The sequence below is a fragment of the Salipiger mangrovisoli genome (assembly GCF_015223355.1).
In the GTDB taxonomy this organism is placed as follows: domain Bacteria; phylum Pseudomonadota; class Alphaproteobacteria; order Rhodobacterales; family Rhodobacteraceae; genus Salipiger; species Salipiger mangrovisoli.
This window is the reverse complement of the sequence record NZ_JADFFK010000014.1, coordinates 19,019-38,497: the sequence shown is the minus strand read 5'-3', so window position 1 is coordinate 38,497 and position 19,479 is coordinate 19,019. Positions and strand designations below refer to the sequence as shown.

17 protein-coding genes and 3 pseudogenes are annotated in these 19,479 nt (G+C 65.7%); 13 read left to right on the top strand and 7 right to left on the bottom strand.

The features are described 5' to 3' along the window. Nucleotides 1-16 precede the first annotated feature (16 nt). The 4 genes from IQ782_RS18030 to IQ782_RS18015 are packed head-to-tail and all read left to right on the top strand — an operon-like array spanning nucleotide 17 to nucleotide 5,690. Entirely contained in the window at nucleotides 17-1,756 is a 1,740-nt protein-coding gene (locus IQ782_RS18030; protein ID WP_240989381.1) for a glycerol-3-phosphate dehydrogenase/oxidase, read from the top strand. After that, a complete protein-coding gene (locus IQ782_RS18025; RefSeq protein WP_240989380.1) occupies nucleotides 1,753-2,571 on the top strand; it encodes a class I fructose-bisphosphate aldolase in 819 nt (272 codons plus the stop codon). Before IQ782_RS18030 ends, IQ782_RS18025 begins: the two co-directional genes overlap by 4 nt. Then, a complete protein-coding gene (locus IQ782_RS18020; protein WP_194136061.1) occupies nucleotides 2,564-4,075 on the top strand; it encodes an FGGY family carbohydrate kinase in 1,512 nt (503 codons plus the stop codon). The genes IQ782_RS18025 and IQ782_RS18020 overlap by 8 nt, the downstream gene beginning before the upstream one ends. A 4-nt stretch (nucleotides 4,076-4,079) precedes the next feature. Beyond that, on the top strand, nucleotides 4,080-5,690 hold the full coding sequence (locus IQ782_RS18015; protein ID WP_194136060.1) for a GMC family oxidoreductase: 1,611 nt from the start codon (nucleotides 4,080-4,082) through the stop codon (nucleotides 5,688-5,690). A 1-nt stretch (nucleotide 5,691) separates the two neighbouring features. Here IQ782_RS18015 and IQ782_RS18010 read toward each other — a convergent pair. Beyond that, nucleotides 5,692-6,271: pseudogene (locus IQ782_RS18010) on the bottom strand (IS5 family transposase); the annotation flags it as partial. 65 nt (nucleotides 6,272-6,336) lie between these two features. Between IQ782_RS18010 and IQ782_RS18005 the strand changes: the two are divergent. Continuing rightward, on the top strand, nucleotides 6,337-6,657 hold the full coding sequence (locus IQ782_RS18005) for a hypothetical protein (RefSeq protein WP_194136058.1): 321 nt from the start codon (nucleotides 6,337-6,339) through the stop codon (nucleotides 6,655-6,657). 3 nt (nucleotides 6,658-6,660) lie between these two features. Next, a pseudogene (locus IQ782_RS30405) lies at nucleotides 6,661-6,792 on the top strand (IS3 family transposase); the annotation flags it as partial. 65 nt (nucleotides 6,793-6,857) lie between these two features. On the opposite strand, the gene IQ782_RS18000 reads toward IQ782_RS30405, so the two are convergent. Then, nucleotides 6,858-7,403, bottom strand: coding sequence for a DUF2127 domain-containing protein (locus IQ782_RS18000; RefSeq protein WP_240989379.1), 546 nt, complete (start codon nucleotides 7,401-7,403; stop codon nucleotides 6,858-6,860). A 146-nt stretch (nucleotides 7,404-7,549) separates the two neighbouring features. Here IQ782_RS18000 and IQ782_RS17995 point away from each other — a divergent pair, with 146 nt between their 5' ends. From IQ782_RS17995 to IQ782_RS29825, 4 genes are all read left to right on the top strand, one after another. Continuing rightward, entirely contained in the window at nucleotides 7,550-7,717 is a 168-nt protein-coding gene (locus IQ782_RS17995) for a hypothetical protein (protein ID WP_194136057.1), read from the top strand. A 512-nt stretch (nucleotides 7,718-8,229) separates the two neighbouring features. Next, nucleotides 8,230-9,273 carry an alpha/beta hydrolase gene (locus tag IQ782_RS17990; RefSeq protein ID WP_194136056.1) on the top strand — a complete coding sequence of 348 codons (1,044 nt, stop codon included), beginning with the start codon at nucleotides 8,230-8,232 and terminating at the stop codon, nucleotides 9,271-9,273. Between the two features lie 572 nt (nucleotides 9,274-9,845). Continuing rightward, entirely contained in the window at nucleotides 9,846-10,136 is a 291-nt protein-coding gene (locus tag IQ782_RS29830; RefSeq protein WP_240989400.1) for a hypothetical protein, read from the top strand. Then, entirely contained in the window at nucleotides 10,036-10,422 is a 387-nt protein-coding gene (locus IQ782_RS29825) for a sulfatase-like hydrolase/transferase (protein ID WP_240989390.1), read from the top strand. Before IQ782_RS29830 ends, IQ782_RS29825 begins: the two co-directional genes overlap by 101 nt. On the opposite strand, the pseudogene IQ782_RS17980 reads toward IQ782_RS29825, so the two are convergent. The 4 genes and pseudogenes from IQ782_RS17980 to IQ782_RS17965 all read right to left on the bottom strand — a co-directional run. Continuing rightward, nucleotides 10,388-10,513: pseudogene (locus tag IQ782_RS17980) on the bottom strand (transposase); the annotation flags it as partial. The gene IQ782_RS29825 and the pseudogene IQ782_RS17980 sit on opposite strands and share 35 nt — an antisense overlap. 55 nt (nucleotides 10,514-10,568) lie before the next feature. After that, a complete protein-coding gene (locus IQ782_RS17975; protein ID WP_420832677.1) occupies nucleotides 10,569-11,906 on the bottom strand; it encodes an O-antigen ligase domain-containing protein in 1,338 nt (445 codons plus the stop codon). Further along, the gene (locus tag IQ782_RS17970; protein WP_240989378.1) at nucleotides 11,903-13,372 is read right to left on the bottom strand and encodes a GumC domain-containing protein; all 1,470 of its coding nucleotides are present in this window, start codon (nucleotides 13,370-13,372) and stop codon (nucleotides 11,903-11,905) included. The genes IQ782_RS17975 and IQ782_RS17970 overlap by 4 nt, the downstream gene beginning before the upstream one ends. 132 nt (nucleotides 13,373-13,504) lie before the next feature. Further along, complete coding sequence (locus IQ782_RS17965; protein WP_194136055.1) at nucleotides 13,505-14,119, bottom strand: response regulator transcription factor; 615 nt, start codon at nucleotides 14,117-14,119, stop codon at nucleotides 13,505-13,507. A gap of 248 nt (nucleotides 14,120-14,367) precedes the next feature. Here IQ782_RS17965 and IQ782_RS17960 point away from each other — a divergent pair, with 248 nt between their 5' ends. Then, nucleotides 14,368-15,762: a WecB/TagA/CpsF family glycosyltransferase gene (locus IQ782_RS17960; RefSeq protein ID WP_194136054.1), complete on the top strand. Its 1,395-nt coding sequence runs from the start codon at nucleotides 14,368-14,370 to the stop codon at nucleotides 15,760-15,762. A gap of 107 nt (nucleotides 15,763-15,869) precedes the next feature. Here IQ782_RS17960 and IQ782_RS17955 read toward each other — a convergent pair whose 3' ends face one another. Beyond that, the gene (locus tag IQ782_RS17955) at nucleotides 15,870-17,039 is read right to left on the bottom strand and encodes a polysaccharide biosynthesis/export family protein (RefSeq protein ID WP_194136155.1); all 1,170 of its coding nucleotides are present in this window, start codon (nucleotides 17,037-17,039) and stop codon (nucleotides 15,870-15,872) included. Nucleotides 17,040-17,292: 253 nt separating this feature from the next. On the opposite strand from IQ782_RS17955, the gene IQ782_RS17950 reads away from it, so the two are divergent. Together IQ782_RS17950 and IQ782_RS17945 are read left to right on the top strand one after the other, a co-directional pair. Next, nucleotides 17,293-18,543, top strand: a complete 1,251-nt coding sequence (locus IQ782_RS17950; RefSeq protein WP_194136053.1) for an oligosaccharide flippase family protein — start codon at nucleotides 17,293-17,295, stop codon at nucleotides 18,541-18,543. Nucleotides 18,544-18,546: 3 nt separating this feature from the next. Further along, a complete protein-coding gene (locus IQ782_RS17945) occupies nucleotides 18,547-19,467 on the top strand; it encodes a glycosyltransferase family 2 protein (RefSeq protein ID WP_194136052.1) in 921 nt (306 codons plus the stop codon). Nucleotides 19,468-19,479 lie beyond the last annotated feature (12 nt).

The following is a 19,479-nucleotide window of genomic DNA, read 5'->3' as shown; positions in this document are numbered from 1 at the left end:
CGGAGGAGGATTGCCTTTGGAACGACACGACAGCTTCGACAAGATCCGCGAGAACGCCCGCTTCGACGTGTTGGTCGTCGGCGGCGGGATCAATGGGCTTGGTGTCTATCGCGAACTCGCGCTGCAGGGCCTGCGGGTATTGCTGGTGGAGCGGAACGACTTCTGCTCGGGGTGCAGCGCTGCGCCTTCGCGGATGATCCACGGCGGCCTGCGTTATCTCGAGAACGGCGAATTCGGGCTGGTGAAGGAGTCGCTCGCCGAGCGCGACGCCCTGCTGCGCAACGCGCCCCATCTTGTGCGCCCGCTGCCCACCACGATCCCCATCAGCTCGGTCTTTTCCGGAATGCTCAATGCGGCGGCGGGGTTCCTTGGTCAGTCCGGAAAGCCCGCGCGGCGCGGCGCGCTTCCGGTGAAGATCGGGCTGACGCTCTATGATCTGGTCACCCGCAGGCGACGCGCCCTGCCCCCGCACCAGTTCCGCAATGGCAGGACCACGCATGAAAAATGGCCGGCCCTGTCACCCGAGGTGCGGTGTTCGGCCTCCTATCACGACGCCTGGATTTCCTATCCCGAGCGACTTGGCCTGGAGCTCGTGCTCGACACCGCGCGGATGGCACCGGAGTCACATGCCCTGAACTATGCCGTGATCACCCGCGACGGCGACCAATTCACGCTCACCGATCGCGAAAACGGGGACACCCTTCCCATCGCCGCGCGGTTGGTGGTCAATGCCGCCGGGGCATGGCTCGACGAGGTGCGGCGCGATCTCGGCGACGCTGCGCAGAACGGCACGCCGATGGTGTCGGGGACGAAGGGATCGCATCTCATCGTCGACAATCCCGCGCTGCATGCGGCGCTCGGCGGCCACATGATCTTCTTCGAGAACTCTGACGGACGGGTCTGCATCATGTTTCCCTACCTGGGCAAGGTGCTTGCCGGCTCCACCGACATCCGCGTCGAGACGCCGACCCGAACCGCCTGCACCGAGCTCGAGCGCCGGTATATCCTGGAGGCCGTGGGGCGGGTCTTTCCCGATCTCCCGCTCGCGGAGCAGGACATCGTCTTCAGCTACAGCGGCATTCGTCCCCTGCCCCAAAGCAACCAAGCCTTCACCGGGCGCATCTCGCGCGGGCATTTCACTCACCGGATCGACGGCGCGGTGCCGCAAATCTGCATGGTCGGCGGCAAGTGGACGACCTTCCGGGCCTTTGCCGAGCAAACCACCGACGCCGTGCTGGCCGAGCTTGTGCGCGCGCGCGTGGCGCACACCGCGAAGCTGCCGATCGGTGGCGGGCGGAATTTTCCAGGCAGCGCCGCGCTCCGGCTGGAGCTGAGACGAGACTTCGGTGTTTCGGAAGAGCGCGCCGCGCGCATGGCCGAGACCTACGGAACCCGCGCACAGGATGTCCTGGCGTTCTGCGCCGGCCGTGCCGACGACCGGCCGCTGACAAGCGGGTGTACCCTGACGGCCGCCGAGATTGCCTGGATGACCGCGCACGAACGTGCCCTGCACCTGTCGGACGTCGTGCTTCGGCGGAGCGATCTGGCGATCACCGGACAGATCAGCACCGAGCTGATCAACGGCATCGCCGACGCGATGGGCCGGGCGCTCGACTGGTCGGCACAGCAACGCGCCGCAGAGATCGCGGCGCTCGGGGAAGAGCTTCATCGCTACCACGGGGTCTCCCCGCAGGTGCTGGACCAAAGATCAACACAAAGGAGAACCGAATGCGCGTTAGCAGCAAGGCCCGCATGAATCGATTGTTCACGAATGGCGGGTGCCTCGACGTGGCGATAGATCACGGCGTGTGCAACGAGCCGAGTTTCATGGTCGGCCTCGAGGACATGGCCGCGGTGATGGACACGCTGATCCGCGCGCGGCCCGACGCGATCCAATGCGCCTATGGCCAGGCGGATCTGCTGCAGAGCCGTCCGGAGAAGGACAAGCCTGCGCTGGTCATGCGGATCGACATGGGCAACCCGTACAACGACCAGCGGCACAGGGTGATGTGGTCGATGCTGCAGAATGCCGACGAGCCGATCATCGGTGCGTTGGAGATGGATGCCGCAGCCGTGGTGGTCAATCTGTTCATGCTGCCCGATGAGCCCGAGCTGTTCCGCCAATGCGTGGAGAATATCTCGCGCGTGCGCGCCGCCTGCCACAAGTACGGCATGCCGCTGATGATCGAACCATTGGTGATGCTCCCCAATGACATACGCGGCGGCTACCAGGTGGATGGCGATGCGGAAAAGATCGTGACGCTTGTCCGGCTTGCCTCGGAAATGGGGGCCGACATCATCAAGGCGGACCCGACTGCAAGTCCCGAGGATTTCCACCGGGTGGTCGAGGCCGCGCGGGTGCCGGTGCTCGTGCGCGGCGGCGGCAGGGAGGACCTGCGCCAGGTGCTGGAGAAATCCGCCGCGCTCATGGCGCAGGGCGCCAAGGGCATGGTCTATGGCCGCAACATCTACCAGCATGACAATCCGAAGGCCGTGGTCGCGGCGCTGATGGCGATGATTCATCAGGGTGCGGGCGGCGAAGAAGCGTGGGACATTTACAACCGTGGCTGACAACAGGACATATCTGCTGGGACTCGACGCCGGCAACACCGTGATCAAGGCCGTGCTCTTCGACCTAGAGGGCCGGCAGATCGCGATGCATGCGCTGGACGGGCGGTCCTCGACGCCGCAGCCTGGCCATGTCGAACGCGACCTCAATGAACTCTGGGCGAATGCCTGTGTGGCGATCCGCACCTGCATCGAGAGCGCTGGCATAGATCCGTCGCAGATCGCGGCAATCGGCTGCGCGGGCCATGGCAACGGGCTCTATCTTCTGGACGGCTCGGGCGCGCCGCTCATCGGGATCCAGTCTCTGGACACCCGTGGGCAGCGCGTGGCGGCGCAGCTCGGCGACGCGTCGGGCGATGCCCTGCATGCGATCTGCCTGCAGAAACCATGGTCCGCGCAGACCCCCACTCTCCTGGCCTGGGTCAAGCAGAACCTGCCCGAACTTTACGCCAAGGCCGGAACGCTGCTCTTGTGCAAGGACTTCATCAACTTCCGGCTGACGGGCGAGCTGACCAGCGACAGCTCGGACATGTCGGGCTGCGGGCTGCTGCGGATGCCGGACTGCACCTATGACGACACGCTTCTGGACCTCTACGGACTCTCGGACGCGCGGCGGCTGCTGCCGCGCCTCGTCGATCCCAGCGCGATCGCGGGCCGCGTGAGCGCCGAGGCTGCCGAGCGGACGGGCCTAGCCGAGGGCACACCCGTCGTCGGCGGGTTCTTCGACGTTGTCTCCAGCGCCATGGGGTCCGGGGTGGTCGCCCCCGGCGAGGCCTCGATCATTATCGGGACCTGGAGCATCAATCAGGTGTTCTCTTCGGCCCCGGTGGTGAACGACAGCGTCTTCATGGCTGCCGGCTTCGGCCCCAAGCGCTTCGTGAACATCGACTCCAGCGCCACCTCCGCCGCCAACCTCGAATGGTACGTGCGGGAATTCGTTGAACGGGGCGGGCATCACCCCGATCCGTTCGGCCACTGCAATGCCAAGGTCGCCGAGGTGGTGCCGGCCGAGGATGATCCGCTGTTTCACCCCTTCCTCTACGGATCGGGCGAGGGCGCGGAGTTCCGCGCCGGCTTCTACGGGATCGCCGGATGGCACACGGAAGGGCATCTGCTGCGCGCGCTGATGGAGGGTGTCATGTTCGAGCATCGGCGTCACATCGAGACCCTGAAAAGCGCAGGCGTGTGTTTTGATCACGCGGCGCTTTCCGGTGGCGGCTCGCGCAGCCCGGTCTGGCCGCAGATGTTCGCGGACGGCATCCAGGTCCCGGTGCGCGTCGCCGAAGCTCAAGAGACCGGTGCGCTTGGTGCCGCGATCGGGGCGGGCCTCGGGGCGGGGCTTTTCGAGACCTACGAAAGCGGCATCGCGGCCATGACCCGGGTCAGTGCAAGCTACGAGCCGGACCCCGCCATGGCGGCGCATTACGATGCCCGCTACCGCCGCTACCTCGACCTGCGCGATGCCATGCGTCCGTTCTGGGCCCGCGGCCGAGGGAGTGGAGGCTGACATCATGACAAGGCCACAGCCTCTCGAAGGCGAATACGACTACATCATCGTCGGGGCAGGAACCGCGGGCTGTGTTCTTGCCAACCGGCTGAGCGCGAACCCGAAGTGCCGTGTGCTCCTGCTCGAGGCGGGCGGGTCGGACAATTATCACTGGGTGCACATTCCCGTCGGGTATCTCTATTGCATCGGCAATCCACGCACCGACTGGATGATGACCACCGCCGCCGAGCCCGGGCTCAACGGTCGCCGCCTCGCCTACCCGCGCGGCAAGCTTCTGGGCGGATGCAGTTCGGTCAACGGCATGATCTACATGCGCGGCCACGCCGCCGACTACGATCGCTGGCGTCAGCTCGGCAATCCTGGCTGGGCATGGGATGACGTGCTGCCCTATTTCATCAAGTCCCAGGACCACCACGCCGGGGCGAGCCCCCTGCACGGGGCGGGCGGGGAATGGAAGGTGTCGCGGCAGAAGCTGGAGTGGGAAATCCTGCGCGCCGTGCAGGAAGGCGCGAAGGAATTCGGCATCGAGCCCCGCGCCGACTTCAACGATGGCAGCAACGAAGGCTCGGGCTTCTTCGAGGTGAACCAGCGCAATGGCGTGCGCTGGAACACCGCCAAGGGGTTCCTTCGGCCCGCGATGAGCCGTCCGAACCTTCGCGTGATGACCCATGCGGAAACGCAGCAGGTGGTGATCGAGGGACGGCAGGTGACCGGCGTCCGTTTCCGCCACAAGGGGCGCGTGCATGAAGCATGCGCGAAGGCCGAAGTCCTCTTGGCGGCGGGGGCGATCAATTCACCCAAGCTGTTGGAGCTTTCGGGCATAGGCGATCCGGGTCTCCTGGGGGATCACGGGATCGAGGTGCGCCATGCGCAGCCAGGGGTCGGCGCGAACCTGCAGGACCATTTGCAGATCCGCACCGTCTTCCGCGTCAGCAACACGGTGACGCTGAACGAGGTGGCGAATTCTCTGCGCGGCAAGCTGCGCATCGCTGCCGAATACGCGCTCAGGCGCAGCGGGCCGATGTCCATGGCGCCAAGCCAGTTCGGCATGTTCACCCGCTCCGACCACTCGCTCGACATGCCCGACCTCGAATATCACGTCCAACCTCTCTCCACCGACAAGCTGGGCGACCCGCTGCACGACTTCCCGGCCATCACCGTCTCGGTCTGCAACCTGCGACCCGAGAGCGTCGGCTCGAGCCATATCACCAGCGCCGAAACTGATCGGCAGCCGGACATTCGCCTCAACTATCTCAGTGCTGAAGCGGACCGGCGCATCGCGTTGGCATCCATCCGTCAGGCGCGGAAGATCATGACGGCTCGTGCCCTGGCCCCCTATGCACCGCAGGAGATTCTGCCTGGTCCGGCCGTCGTGAGCGATCCCGACCTGCTAGAGGCGGCGGGCAATATCGCGACAACCATCTTCCACCCGGTCGGCACCTGCCGGATGGGCAGCGACGCGGCGGCGGTGGTCGACCCCTCGCTGCGCGTCAGGGGTGTGAATGGCCTGCGGGTGGTCGATGCCTCGATCATGCCGCGGATCGTGTCCGGCAACACGGCCTCCCCGACCGTGATGATCGCCGAGAAAGCAGCTGATATGATCCTGCGTTCTTAAGTCATGTTGAAAAAGGACGCACCCAAAGTCGGATCAAGGCGATGTAGACAAAGTCGAGGAAGCCTTCTGCTGTCTTGTCTTGTCTTGTCTTGTCTTGTCTTGTCTTGTCGTGGCGGGTGGCGACGCGGCGTGCGTTCTTCAACTTGTTGACGCAGCGTTCCACGAGGTTCCGCAGACAATGCAATGGCCGTTCGACGGCGACACGCTTCTTGCGTGACGTACGCCTTGGGATGACGGGAAGGACACCGCGCTTGTCCATGGTTTCACGAATGCTGCCAGCATCATGGCCACGGTCAGGCAGCATGACACTTGGTGCGGGCGGGTTACCGGCCATGACCGGACCGACACCGGGAGTGTCGTAGGTTTGCCTCGCAGTGATGTCGCTCCTCACAGGCAACCCTGCGGCGCTGGCAAGCAGGTGGATCTTGGCCGTGAAGCTACCCCTTGAGCGGCAAATTCTCTGTCGCGGAGCCCCCTTCAGCACCCGCCGCCTGATGATGGGCGCGGATGACGGTGCTATCGATGATTTGCGGGGCGTCCGGTACGGCCCCGCTATCATTCAACCCGTCCATGATATCTTCTCAAAGCCTTGCTGATCCGCCCCGCGTTTGCCGGAGGCTCCAACTCTTGAGTAGGTTGGAGCATCATGAGCAAGACCCCGAACAAGTTTTCCCCAGACGAGGGCGAGCGTGCCGGGCGGGTGGTTCTCGATGGCGCGGGTCCGCTCGGTTCTCGATGGCGGGAGGTCACGTCTATCGCGGCGAGGATCGGCTGTTTCGCGGACACGCTGAACGACTGGGTCAAGAAGGCAGAGGTCGACAGTGGCCGCCGCGCAGGCATTCCCAGCGACATGGCCGAGAGGATGAAGTCGCTCGAGCGGGAGAACCGGGTTCCGGCGCCCAACATGCTGTGGGGTCGTCCATGCAGGCGCCATTGGTCCGAGCCAATGGACGACGATTTCACCTAAGGCGCGACCTGGAAGGGGTTCGTCCATGTCGCTTTCGTCATCGATGCCTATGCACGCAAGATCGTCGGCTGGCGCGCCAGCACGTCACGGCAGACAGGTTTCGTCTTGGATGCACTGGAGCAGGCGGTCCATGACTGAAGGCCGACAAAGGCCATGGGGCTGGTGCATCACAGCGACCGCGGCTTGAGCCGACCCCATCGTCAACCGACTGGTATGTGTTTTCTCAGCAGGCGCCACTCATGCCAGACGAGAAAGATCACGATGAGGTCGAACGCCGTCAGCAGGATCAGCCCGAACGCGTGCGTGTAGCTGTAGCGGTAGAGTTGATAGACAATAAATGCGCCAAGAGCGATCAGCGACAGGGGATAGGCAATCAGCTTCTCGCGCAACAGTCCGGCCACCAGGACGACTTTGATCAGGCCGTGGCTGATCAGGTAGAAGGCGTAGAAGGACTCCGTAGCACCGTTAAGGTTCTGCGTGGCGTTCAAGAGGTGCGTTGCGATAAAGTCCCGCGGATCTTCTGTCAGTTCCTCCCGCGTCAGCAGATTGACCCAGCCGAGTATCGCAGGTGCGGAAACGAAGTAGAACACGAGCCCGCCAGCAATCTCTATCAGAGCGTGCAATCCCTTGAGGATCACGCTCACCCGGAACACCTGATGGATGCGATGTTCGGCGACTTGCATGCCGCGATGAACCTCATTCCAAGAAAGGAAGGCAGGGGACGCTGCAATTGTCCACTGGATCAACTTCTCTCTTCTCGATCCCACAATGCACGCAATCACGCAAGCCGGGGTACCGTCCGGGAACGATGCAGCCGGGGTCCTGCCCCCGAGACCTGATACAAGTGAGTGCGAAATTTCAAGCATGACCCTGGCGGCAGGGGAGCGCTCGGATGCCGAAGGACAAATGCACCGACGAGCAGATCGCGTTTCCGCTCAGGCAGGCGAAAGTCGGCACGGCGATTGGTGAGAAAAACAGGAAGGTGGGCGCGGCAGAAGCGAGGTTATATCGTTGGAAGAAACTCACCGCCTGCATGGGGTGGCTGAGATCCGGCGCCTGAGTCCGCTCGAGGAGGAGCACGGGGGAATAGGGCAGCTTGGGTCGCCTATTGGCGCTCCCTGCACAGCCGTCGGTCGGACCAGGCGCGGAGCATGACCGGGTCCAGCCCTTCCACGACATTCGTGCTATGCGCAGCGACAGCTCTCCTGCAACTGCGAAATTCCGCGGAAAGGTTCGCAAAAGCGGACGCTCACGAAGCTGTTGCGGCGCTCGCCGATGCCAGAGGTCGTTCGACCGGCGGTAAGCGCGGGTATCGACTTTGTTCCCCTTGGCTCGCAACCCGAAAGCTGCGGGTCGTGCACCATGCGCTGACCGACTCCACCGAACCCTCCACGGATGGAACTCGAAGACCATCCGCTGCCGGGCATGGCCGCCGTCACACCCGGAATTCCCTTCGATCTTTGCCCGTCGCGCGGATTGATCTGAATCAATGCCCGAATGAATTCGCGGGCTCACCGTATAGCCGCAGGGCGGCCTCGATTGTCGAGGGACCACCACGAAGGGAGGCTCGCCATGACCACGAGACGCAGCTTTCTGGCAGGCTCTGCGGTCGCGGCGCTCGGAGCGGCAGTCCCTCCTCGCGCCTATGCAGAGTTCAGCCCTGCGGGCCCTGCAGTGGACGTCGTTCAATCCACCTATGATCTGGTCAGTCCGGATTTGCGCTTGCTGGCCGATGTCAGCCCGTTCGACATCACTGCCGAAACACTGCCGCAACTGCGCGCGGCGGTGGATGCCAATGGTGCCGCGAGAGCCATGCCGGACAAGGCCGAGATCGTGGATGTGCCCGGCAGCCCCGCGAGCTTTCGACTGTTTCGGCCCGAATTGACCCCGGAGGGCCCGGTGCCCTGCATTCTCTTCATTCACGGCGGCGGCATGATACTCAACCAGGCGCAAAGCTTCGACGCGCTGTGCCATGACTTCGCGCAGCGGACCGGCGCGCTTGTGGCCAATGCAGAATACCGCCTGGCCCCGGAAGCTCCATTCCCCGGCCCGGTGGAGGATTGCTACGCCGTTTTGAGCTACCTCCATGATAATGCGGCCTCGCTCGGCATCGACCCGTTACGCATTTCGGTGATGGGCCAGTCTGCCGGCGGGGGCCTGGCTGCTGCATTGGCGATCCTCGCCCGTGACCGCGGTGACGTGCCTGTGAGGGCGCAGTTCCTCATTTACCCGATGCTCGACTACCGCACGGGAACGACGGCCGCACCGGTCAATAACCTGACCACTGGAGAATTTGTCTGGACCCGAGCCAACACGCGATTTGGCTGGGACGCGCTGCGTGGCGACTACCAATTGGACGACGGTCGCATCGGCCAGTTCTCGCCTTCCCATGTTCCTTCGACGGCTGGTCTTCCTGCAGCCTTCGTGGCCGTCGGTGATCTGGATCTCTTTCTTGAAGAAGATACCGCATATGTCCTGCGCATGGTCCGTGAACGTGTGCCCTGCGAACTGCACATCTACGCAGGTGCGCCGCATGGGTTCGACATGGTGCCCGGCGCCGCATCCGCCAAGGCTCACGATGCCAACCTGAATGCGGCGTTCTCGCGCCTTCTATGAATTGATTTCTTGGGGAGGCTAGGCAGAGCCCGGCTCGTAACTCGGGCGTTCGTGCCTCCCCAGTTGAAACCTGGTGTGTCGGCACACTGGTGGCCCGACGCCGCGGCGCCGCATGACCGGTCCGAGCCCTTTTGCGACATTTGCGGTTCCGCGGGGAAAGGTCCTTCGGGCGCGCAGCTTTAAGCACTAGAGCTCGCTTCGCCAAATTAGATTGCTCGCAAATTGCACCAGAGATTGCGTTGGTGCAGCCAGGGGGCTGGGCAAGTCACGACGCGAGCAGCCTCTTCGTCATTGCATTTCAGGCGAACCCGACACCACGCGCAGGCGCAGTCTTGCAGCGAAATTCCCATTGTTTGAAAGGGTGTTGCATTTTGCAGGACGTGTGGAAAGGTTACGACAATTCAACTTCAAGCTTATCAGCCGAAGATTTTTCAACGATTGGGTTGATCTCGGTCGCGTCCGTCATCTTGCTCGCAGCCCCACTCCTTGCTCAGGAAGCCGAATACCCAAATCAAACCTGCAGACTCTCGTTATGAATGAGGGACCGGCAGGGGGCAGGTCACGACGCACATTTGCCGACGGCGCACGGTTTCGATGAGTTCTTCGGAATTCTCTATCACCTGAACGCCGGGGAAGACACGGAACACCACGACTACCCCAAGGACCCCCCCATTCTCGGCGACGCCCAGCAGCGTGGGATCATTCATTCCTCGGCCGGGGAAGACGGCTCACAGCGGATCGAGGACCTCGGCGGCTTCGGCGCTGAACGGCAAAAAACCTCGACGGGAAATCCTCGAAGAATCGAAGCGCTTCATCACCGACGCGATACAGGCGGACGAGCCGTTTTTCCTCTGGCACAATAGGACGCGGATGCACCTGAGCACCCACCTTTCCGAGAAATACGCGGGCAAGAGCGGATACGGCCTCTATGCCGACGGCATGATGGAGATGGACGACATCGTGGGCGAGCTGCTCGGCCTGATCGGCGAGCTGGGCGTGGCCGACAATACGATGGTGATGTTCGCGACCGACAACGGCGCCTACTCCGTCGCATGGCCGGATGGTGGCAACCACCCGTTCCGAGGCGAAAAGGGCGTGGGGGGGGCCACGAGTGTCCGTCGGCACGGCGACCGGGGACCTGCACCTTGAGCGTCTCTTGTCTGCGGCACAGCGTCGAGTGGTCCGGAACGGGCCGGTGCAGGCCGGCCAAGCGCAGGAGGCTTGCGACCATCCCCACGGTCCATTGTGGCTCCGTCAGCTCCCGGTCATATCCGTTCGCTCATGTCGCTCACCTGTCAGGACGGATTCACCAGATGATCCCCGCTCTGGGTTTGCGCGACAGGGCTGCTCTGGCGACTCTTTTCTTCCGCGACTTCGCGAAGATGCACCCCAAGGAGCAAGAGCGCGGGCCAGAACATGTAGGCTTCGATCTCGAGGTTCTCGCCGAAGGACAGCAGCACGAGCGTCATCAGGATGCCGAGCGGCAGCCGTCCGCGCGGATGGCGGGCGGCATCGACCAGCACCACAACGAGATGCGCCACGAGCGGCACGAACAGCGCTCCGCACCCGACCAGCCCCTTCACGAAGAGCAAGCCGTACCAGGTGTGATGGCTTCCAATGGGCATGTATTCGACGAGGTGCGGACCTGGCTGCACGGTCCCGTGGCCAAACCATGGCGCCTCTTCCCGCCACCGCTCGAAGGCGATGCGCTGCAGGGTCTCGCGCACCCGCGTGCTGTCGGCGCGAGCACCCTTGAACGCCGCGACACCGGCCTCGGCGCTCGCGAGGAGCCATGTGCCCAGCACCGCAAGAGATGCAGTGACGCCAGCGAGTGCCAGCCAGGCAGAACTGCGCAGCACCAGGGGCAGCATGCGGGGGCCGATCGTACAGGCCACCAATCCGACGAGGCCCATCCGCGATTTCGAGGCAAGGATCATCAGCAGCCCGGCCCCGATCCCCGCCGCCATCCAGCCACGGTGCCTTTCCTCGAGCGCGAAGAGCACCATGACCACGCCGAGCAATGCTGCGAAGGGCGACCAGGGCAGATAGAACTGCCAGCGCGGAGTCCAGGTGGCGGGATCGTAGGTGAAGAAATAGACTGAGAAATACTCGGGGCCCGGACCCCCGATAGCTTTCAGCGGCGAGGTGAAGATGCGCTCCGGCAAGCCTAGGTAAGGCGCGGCCAGAAGCAACGGCGCGAGCACCAGGGTCCAGAAGCCGATGGCACACTGACCGCGGATCAGGACTTCGCGGCGGATCGGGAGAACGGCACCCGCAAAGATGAAGAGCGCGACCAGCGCCCAGCCCTTCGCCCAGCCGATCGAGGACTTGATGGTCTGCTTGGCGCCCAGCCCCCAGCCCAGATGCCCGCCCCAAAGCGCGATCAGCATGACCAGCATGCCGGCGAACCAGAGCCAGACCACGGCGGGGACCGGACCGGTCGCGCGCAGATCGGCGCGGATTGCCGGTCCCAGGTAGAGTGCCAACACCGCCATGCCCGCGAAGGTCCAGCCAAGCATCGGGCCGACCACATAGAGCGCGCCCATCCCGTAAAACACCCAAGTCATCACCATCGCGCGCCATGCCAGCGCCTCGGGTGGGGTCATGGCATCGGGTCGGCCGCGCCCGGTCATGGCGCGCCCATGGGGCGGGCGAGGATGCGCCCGATCAGCGGACGGCGGATCCAGGCGAGAAGCAGGCCGAAGACAAGCATCATGGTTGCCGCACCCCCGGCCGCGAGCGCCAGCTTGCGGTTGGGCGAGGTCGGCCGGTCCGGCAACGAGGGGTTCTCCAAGAGCTGCACCAGCGGGTAGGAGGCGTAGATGTCAGCCTTGCTGGACTGGCTGCGCGCGATGGCCGAAGCGAAGACCGCTTCCGCAACCGAAAAGTCGCGCTGCATGTCCTCGAGCCGCGCCGCGAAGGGAGCCAGTTCGTCCAGACGTGCGGTTTCAGCGTCGAGGCGGCGTGCCACCGAGTCGTGCTCGGAGCTCAGACCTCGGCGTGCGGCTTCTTCGCGGACGAGCTCCGCAAGCAGATCGGCCCGCACACCGGGCTGGGCGAGGTCGAGCCCCGCCACCGCATCGGCCGAGAGGCCGGTCAGGGCCATGGCGCGCGCGCGGGCCATGGAACGTGCTGCCTCGAGCGCCGCGCGCGCCGCGGTGACCTCGGGGTGGCGCGCTCCATAGCGCGAGCCCGCCTGGGCCAATGCCGCGGTGTGCAGCGCAATTTCCTCTAGCAAAGCCGTGTAGTCGGCATCGGCGTAGAGCTTGATGCTGACAGCAGCCTGTCCCGGCGAGATGCCCAGGCTGCGCGACAGCGCGGCAACTGCCTCGGTTTTCTGTGCAAGTTCAGAGGCGAGCCCAGCCAGTTCCGCGCGCAGTTCGTCCGCCGCGGCGACGAGCCGGTCGTACTGGGCCGACGAGACCAGGCCGGTTTCCCTTTGGAGCGCGGCGATGGTCTCGCGCGTGTCGGCGACCGAGCCGCGATAGTCCTCGATGGCGGACAGCGCCCCGGCTTCGCGCACCGACAGCTCGTCATGGCGCAGCGCGTCAACCTCGGTGAAGAAGGCTTGGCGCAGCGCCTCTGTGCGGTCACGGGCGGCTTCGGGTGTGGGACCTTTCATCTGCACCCGAATGAGCCCGGTCTGGTCCACGAGTTGGACCTTGGGCCGCCCGATGTCCCGAAGCTCTTCTCCCAGCGCGGTGGCGGCGGCATCGACAATGCGGTCGGCGCCTAGCAGGCGCTTGTAGGTCTCGGTCGGGCTGATCGCGTTCGAGGAGAAGGCAGAGTTGGCGAAAGACGAGGCCTGCCCGATATCGGCGAGGTTGAGCGAGGCCGCCGCGCCGGAGCCGGGCAGGATCAACGACATCTCGGAGCTGAAGCTGAGCGGCGCCTTCCTGAGGTACGTGGTGATTGGCGCCCAGATCGCAACTGCGCCCAGTGACACGAGGATCAGGTAGCGCGGTAGGCGGACAAGGTCGCTCGGCCGCCCGCCGCCAAATATCCTTCCCAGCGAAAGCTCGCGCGGGGGCGTACGCAGCAGACCGGGTATCGGAGCGTATCGGCGGACAGAAGGACCGCGGGCAGTGATGTCGGACATGAAAGCTCTCCTTCGTCCGACAGTCTATCCCGGCGTCGCCCCCGGGGTCCCCTGCGCCGCCGGATAGCGAGGCGGCGTGAGGGCGATGCAGGCTGGCTGATAGCATCGCCGCGCTATCCGAAGGGATCGCGCTCAGGCGAGACCGACCTCGCGCGCAATCAGCGCGGCCTGCGTGCGGTTCGACGCGCCGATCTTGCGATAGAGCGTCTTCACGTGCAACTTGATGGTTGGTTCTTGTAGGTCAAGGTCGCGGGCAATCTCCTTGTTCGACTTGCCCTCGGTCAGCCCCTTGGCGACCTGCTTCTCGCGGCGTGACAGCTGTTGGGCCACCGGATGGATCTCGCGCGTTTCGGGCCCGCTCATGAAATCGATGGGCGCGTAGACTTCGCCCATCGCCATGAACCGCACCGCATTCACCAGCCTCCGCGCGGTCACCGTCTTCGGGATGAACCCGCAGGCACCCATGGCCAGCGCCTTCTCCGCGACCTCGCGGCGGGCCTCGCCTGAGATCAGCGCCACCCGAGGCTGCTCCGGGCGGGCGAGCAGACGCTCCAGCCCGGACAGGCCGCCCATCTGGGGCATGTTGAAATCCAGCACCACCAGATCGAACGGGCCGTCCTTTTCGATCATTCGTTCCGCCTCGCCGAAGCTCGCGGCAGTGACGACGGAAATGTCGCTCGCGCTTTCGAAAAACATGACGAGCGTATCTCTCAGAAGGTCATGATCGTCGGCAATCAACAGGCGCATGATGTTCTCCTAACCTCGGCGGTGGTTTCCCCTCGCGCAACAAGATAGCGCGCAAGCTCGCCAAAGTTGTGAAAAACCGAGTCTGCCAATCCGCCAGAACAGGCGACCTATCCGGTGGGACAGATTTTCCATACCCGCAGCCGGACGCCCACCTGTCAGGCTCGATCGGTTCTCCTGACGCTCCGTTGAAGCGCGCCGCTGAGTAGTGAACCTATGGGTTAAATTCACACGAACCCAGGGAGGATCACATGAAGCACGCGGCCGATACCGAATTCAGCGGGCAGAATACGCAGCATATCCAAAGGTCTGATGCAGACCTGCCAAGGCGCGAGGTGATTGGCCTGCCGCTCGTCGATGCAACCGCACGGGCAACGATCGAAAGCGTTCTGGCTCCGGGACGCAGGACCGTCGCCTTTCTCAACGCACATTGCGCGAACGTCATGGCGCGCGATCCCTCCTATGCCGACGCCCTGCGCCGCGCGGACATGATCCTGCCGGATGGCATCGGCGTCGAGCTGGCGGCACGGATGACAGGCCAGCGGCTTGCGGCGAACCTCAACGGCACCGATTTCGTTCCGGCGCTGCTGCGCGAGGCACGCCAGCGCGGGCTTTCGGTTTTCCTCTTCGGAGGCACCCCTGGCACGGCCGACCGTGCGGCGGATCGGCTCTGCCGCGACATGCCCGGCCTGCGGGTGGTGGGCACGAGAGACGGCTACGCAGGCGCCGCCGACGAGGCGGCCGCGATCGACGCCATCAACGCGTCCGGCGCCGACATACTCATCGTCGCCATGGGCGTGCCGCTTCAGGATGTCTGGCTTGCCCGGAACGCGGAGCGGCTGGCGCCGCGTGTGCGGCTCGGCGTTGGCGCTCTGTTCGACTTCCTTGCCGGAAACGTCCGGCGCGCCCCGCACGCGGTCCGCAAGGCGCGCTGCGAATGGGTCTGGCGACTGGCGATCGAGCCCCGCCGCATGGCCCGCCGTTACCTCGTCGGCAACGCCACCTTCATGGCGCGCGCCGCGCTGCACGCGCTGCGCTCGGTCGACCCGATCGGCCTGCGCAAGCGCCTGCTCGACCTGACGCTCGCAGGACTTGCGGCAGTGGCTCTCTCGCCGCTGCTGTTGCTGGTCATACTGGCGATCCGCCTCGACAGCCCCGGCCCCGCATTCTACCGGCAGACCCGCGTCGGCAAGGACGGCACGCCCTTTCCGGTGCTGAAGTTCCGCTCCATGTACACCGATGCCGAGGAGCGCCGCGCCGCGCTTCTGGCGCAATCGGACCGTGCAGGCATCTGCTTCAAGTCCCGGAACGACCCCCGTGTGACCCGCATCGGGCGCTTCCTGCGACGCAGCTCGCTCGACGAGTTGCCGCAGATCTTCAACGTCCTGCGTGGCGAGATGTCCCTCGTCGGCCCCCGCCCCGCCCTTCCGCAGGAGGTCGCCGCCTACCCCGCGCAGGCGCTCGGACGGCTCCGGGTGAAGCCCGGCATAACCGGGCTCTGGCAGGTCTCCGGCCGGGCAGACATTTCCTTCGACAAGATGATCGACATGGATCTGGCCTACGGCGCAAGCCGCTCGACCCTGCTTGACCTGATGATCATCTTCTTGACCTTCCGCACTGTGCTGTCCGGCCGCGGGGCCTACTGATCCGCAAGGATCTTGCCCCGCCGGGTCCCGACGGACACCGGTGCGAAGAGAGGCCCGGCGCAGTCCCCCCGCGCCGGGCCTCGCCTTGTCCGCCCTTTCGTAGAGCGTCAGCGCAGGAAGGACACGACGCCGATGATGCCCAGCAGCCGCGCCACTTCGGTGATGTTCGTGACCGTGCTGTCGTAGCAGGCGATGGAGTCGCCGGGCAGCAGGTAGGGATCGTAATCATCGCGGTCCGCCCGCCGCAGAAGGTCCTCGATGTTGCGCTCGATCACCGCCGAGACGCCCGTCACCGGGTTGCGGCTGAACAAGACCGCCGAGCGGTCCGCGCTCGTCGCCCGCGGGCCGCCGACGCAGTTGGTGTCGACCACGGCCTGAAGATAGCGCGTGCCCCAGGGCACCTCGCGGACCTCGCGCCCGACGGCGGATTCGGCATTGCCGCTTGCCGGCTGCGTCAGGTTCGACAAGAAGAGCGATACGCCCGGCGGGCTGATCGGCGACGGCCGCATCAGGTCCTCCTGGAAGCACTGGCGGCTCGGCACGCGGATCTCGTCACCGCCGACCAGCATGACGTCCACCACGTTCTCGCCCTCGAAGACGCCGCGCATGTCGAGCTTGTAGAGCTGCCCGGCCCGGCGCAATTCCACCGCCGAGATGTCGGCATCGGGGCGCACGCCACCCGCCGCCCGCAGCGCCGCGGACAGGTTGCGCGCCTCGGTCGACGCGCCCATGGCGTTGATCCGCACGCCGTCGCGCTGATCTGCCCCGAGGGCTCCGATCTCGACCTGGTGCGGCTCGAACACCGCGCCAGAGACCCCGACGCTGACGGGCGCAAGATCGAGAACCCGCACCGAGATGCGCGGCCTGTCGTCATAGAATTCCTCGGCGCGCAGCGCTGCGGCGAGTCGGTCCTCGATCTCGTCGACGGTGCGGCCCTGTGCCGGGATCACATCGAGGAACGGCAGGCGGATGGTTCCGTCGCGCGACACCTCGTAGGAGCCGTTGAAGGTCTCATCCTGCTCGACCCGGATGTCGAGAAGATCGCCCCGCGTGAGCCGCTCGCCGCGCAGCGAGGCCGCGGCGAGCCCGCTGCCCTTGCCGTCGCCGCCCCCGAGCGGGGCCCGGCAGGCCTGAGCGTTGATCATCGCCGAGCGCAGGAACTGGGCGTTGCCGCGGCTGACCTCGGGTTCACGCCACTGTGCCTGGTAGTCGAGCCCCCTTTCCACGGGGGCAAGATTGTCAGGCCGGTCGTAGCTGGCACAGCCCGTGGCCGCCATCAGCGCGAAAATAGAGGCTGCCTTGAGACTGGGCTGGAACACGCGAACTCTCCGTCTGAACTGGGGACCGGTCAGGCCCTGATCCAGTGTTAGGCAATCTGATCGGAGGGATCCACGTTCCCGCCAGGGTTGACGCAATATCCCTTCGGATTGCTCTATGTCCGTGGGCAGCGTGCAACTGTCCGCCCGCGCAGGCGACGTGACGGCAGGGCATGCGGCAAGGTCGGGGAACCAAAAACCAGAGGTTCCACCGATGCCCTTGCCCTCCATCCTCCTCGCGCTGACCGAAGTTCCGCTTGTGCGGAACCTGCTGGCATACGGCGCCTCGGAAGTGGCGGCGAAGGCGTCTCGCCTGCTGGTCGTCATAGCCGTGTCCCGAAGCATGGAGGCCGAAGCCATCGGCCTCGCCGCGGCCGCGCTCGCGGCGGCGGACATCCTGAAGGCGCTGACCGAGAATGGCGTCGGCCAGCGCATCATCGCCGCCCCCGACCACCGGCTCGAGGCCACTTGCGTCACTGCGCGCCGGATCTTCACGCTCTGGTGCGCCGGGCTCTTCGGACTGCAGGTGCTGGTCGCGGTTCTGCTCGTTGCCTTCGGCGGCAGCGCTCTCATCGGCGGCCTGGTCGCGCTGCTGGCGCTAGAGTACCTCTTCATGCCCGCCGGGCTGGTGCAGGCGGCGCTGGCGATGCGCGAGGGCAAGATGCGACAGACCGCCGCCATCGCCGGCGGCCAGGTCGTGGGCGCGAACATCATGGCCGCGCTCCTCGCGTTGCTCTGGCCCGGCGCGCTGGCGCTGGTGCTGCCCCGCGTTTTTGCGGCCCCAATCTGGCTTGTCTGCATGCGCCGCCTTCGGCCCTGGACACCGGCGCGAGGCACCCTGGGCACGCCGCTGTCTGATTTCAGCCGCTTCGGCGCCACGGTCCTGGGAATCGAGATCGTCAAGGCTCTGCGCCTGCAGGCCGACAAGCTGCTCATCGGGCTGCTGATGGGACCCGAGATGCTCGGTCTCTACTTCCTCGCCTTCAACGCAGGGCTCGGGCTTGCCGCGTCCTTTTCGGTGGCGATCTCGCTGGTGATCTTTCCGCATCTCTGCCGCGCCCCGGACCGGACCGAGGCGCTGCGACAAGGCCTCCTGCTGAGCCTTGCCGTGGTCGCCCCCGCCGTGGCGCTGCAAGCCGCGCTCGCCCCGGTCTACGTGCCGCTGCTCTTCGGCTCCGGCTGGGAGGGCATCTCCGAGGTCGTGAGCATCCTGTGTCTCGCGGCCATCCCGATGAGCCTTTGGTCGGGCGCCGCCGGCTGGCTGCGCGCAGAGGGGCGCACCGGCGAAGAGCTTCGCGCGACCATGCTGCTCACCGGCGCAATGCTTCTGAACACCGTCTTGATCTCCCCCTTCGGCCTCACCGCACTGGCCTGGGGCTATCTCGCCACCGCCTGCGTCACCATGGGCGCAGCCTCTCTTCCCGCCCTCGCCGCCGGCTTCGGCCCGCGCCCCCAAAGGAGCTGACCCATGCCCCGCTTCTCGATCATCGTGCCGTGCTACCAGGCCGCCGCGACCATCGCCGACACGCTCGCCAGCCTGAGCGCACAGACGGTAACCGACTGGGAGGCGCTCTGTGTCGACGACGGCTCGACAGATGCCACATACGCCCTGCTGCGCACCGCCGCCGCAACCGACCCCCGCATCCGCGTGCTGGAGAACCCGGGCAAGGGCCCGTCGGATGCCCGCAACCACGGCGCCGCGCAAGCAACCGGGGAAATCCTGGCCTTCTGCGACGCCGACGACCTGTGGGCGCCGAACAAGCTTGCCGCGCTGGAGACAGCCTTTGCCGACCCGGCCTGCGACGGTGCGTTCGGGCGGGTCTCCTTCTTCGAGCGCCGTGCCGAGGATGCGCGCTCGGTCTCGAGCGTGCCCGCCGGCCCGCTGAGCATCCCGGCGCTGCTGGGCGAGAACCCGGTCTGCACCATGTCCAACATCGCGCTTCGCGCACCGGTCTTTGCCCGCAGCGGAGGGCTGCGCCGCGACATGGTGCACAACGAGGACCTTGACTGGCTGATCCGCCTCGTCGGTCTGGGAGCGCGCATCCATCCCGTGGATCAGACGCTGGTGCACTACCGCGTTTCGACCTCCGGCCTCTCGGCCGACCTCGAGGCGATGCACGCGGGCCGTGCCATGGCGCTGGAGAGCGCAGCGCGCTTCGGCTTCCATGCCGACGCAGATGCCGAAGCGGTGTACCTGCGCTATCTGGCGCGCCGCGCGCTGCGCGTCGGTCTCGGAGGCACAACCGCGCTGGATCTCGCGCTGCGGGGGCTCGCGCTTGCCCCGGTGCGTTTCCTGAGACCGATCCATCGCGGCTGGGGCACGCTCGCCGGAGCCCTGATCGCACCCGCCCTGCCCGCGCCGATGCGCCGCGCCCTGTTCTCCCGCTGACCATATCGAAGG

What these genes read in the sequence shown, in the direction of transcription:
- IQ782_RS18025 (WP_240989380.1), top strand. Translation starts at nt 1,753, where the DNA reads ATGAATCGATTGTTCACGAATGGCGGGTGCCTCGACGTGGCGATAGAT.
- IQ782_RS18015 (WP_194136060.1), top strand. Translation starts at nt 4,080, where the DNA reads ATGACAAGGCCACAGCCTCTCGAAGGCGAATACGACTACATCATCGTC.
- IQ782_RS18005 (WP_194136058.1), top strand. Translation starts at nt 6,337, where the DNA reads ATGAGCAAGACCCCGAACAAGTTTTCCCCAGACGAGGGCGAGCGTGCC.
- IQ782_RS17995 (WP_194136057.1), top strand. Translation starts at nt 7,550, where the DNA reads ATGCCGAAGGACAAATGCACCGACGAGCAGATCGCGTTTCCGCTCAGG.
- IQ782_RS17990 (WP_194136056.1), top strand. Translation starts at nt 8,230, where the DNA reads ATGACCACGAGACGCAGCTTTCTGGCAGGCTCTGCGGTCGCGGCGCTC.
- IQ782_RS17975 (WP_420832677.1), bottom strand. Translation starts at nt 11,906, where the DNA reads ATGACCGGGCGCGGCCGACCCGATGCCATGACCCCACCCGAGGCGCTG.
- IQ782_RS17970 (WP_240989378.1), bottom strand. Translation starts at nt 13,372, where the DNA reads ATGTCCGACATCACTGCCCGCGGTCCTTCTGTCCGCCGATACGCTCCG.
- IQ782_RS17965 (WP_194136055.1), bottom strand. Translation starts at nt 14,119, where the DNA reads ATGCGCCTGTTGATTGCCGACGATCATGACCTTCTGAGAGATACGCTC.
- IQ782_RS17960 (WP_194136054.1), top strand. Translation starts at nt 14,368, where the DNA reads ATGAAGCACGCGGCCGATACCGAATTCAGCGGGCAGAATACGCAGCAT.
- IQ782_RS17955 (WP_194136155.1), bottom strand. Translation starts at nt 17,039, where the DNA reads ATGGCGGCCACGGGCTGTGCCAGCTACGACCGGCCTGACAATCTTGCC.
- IQ782_RS17950 (WP_194136053.1), top strand. Translation starts at nt 17,293, where the DNA reads ATGCCCTTGCCCTCCATCCTCCTCGCGCTGACCGAAGTTCCGCTTGTG.
- IQ782_RS17945 (WP_194136052.1), top strand. Translation starts at nt 18,547, where the DNA reads ATGCCCCGCTTCTCGATCATCGTGCCGTGCTACCAGGCCGCCGCGACC.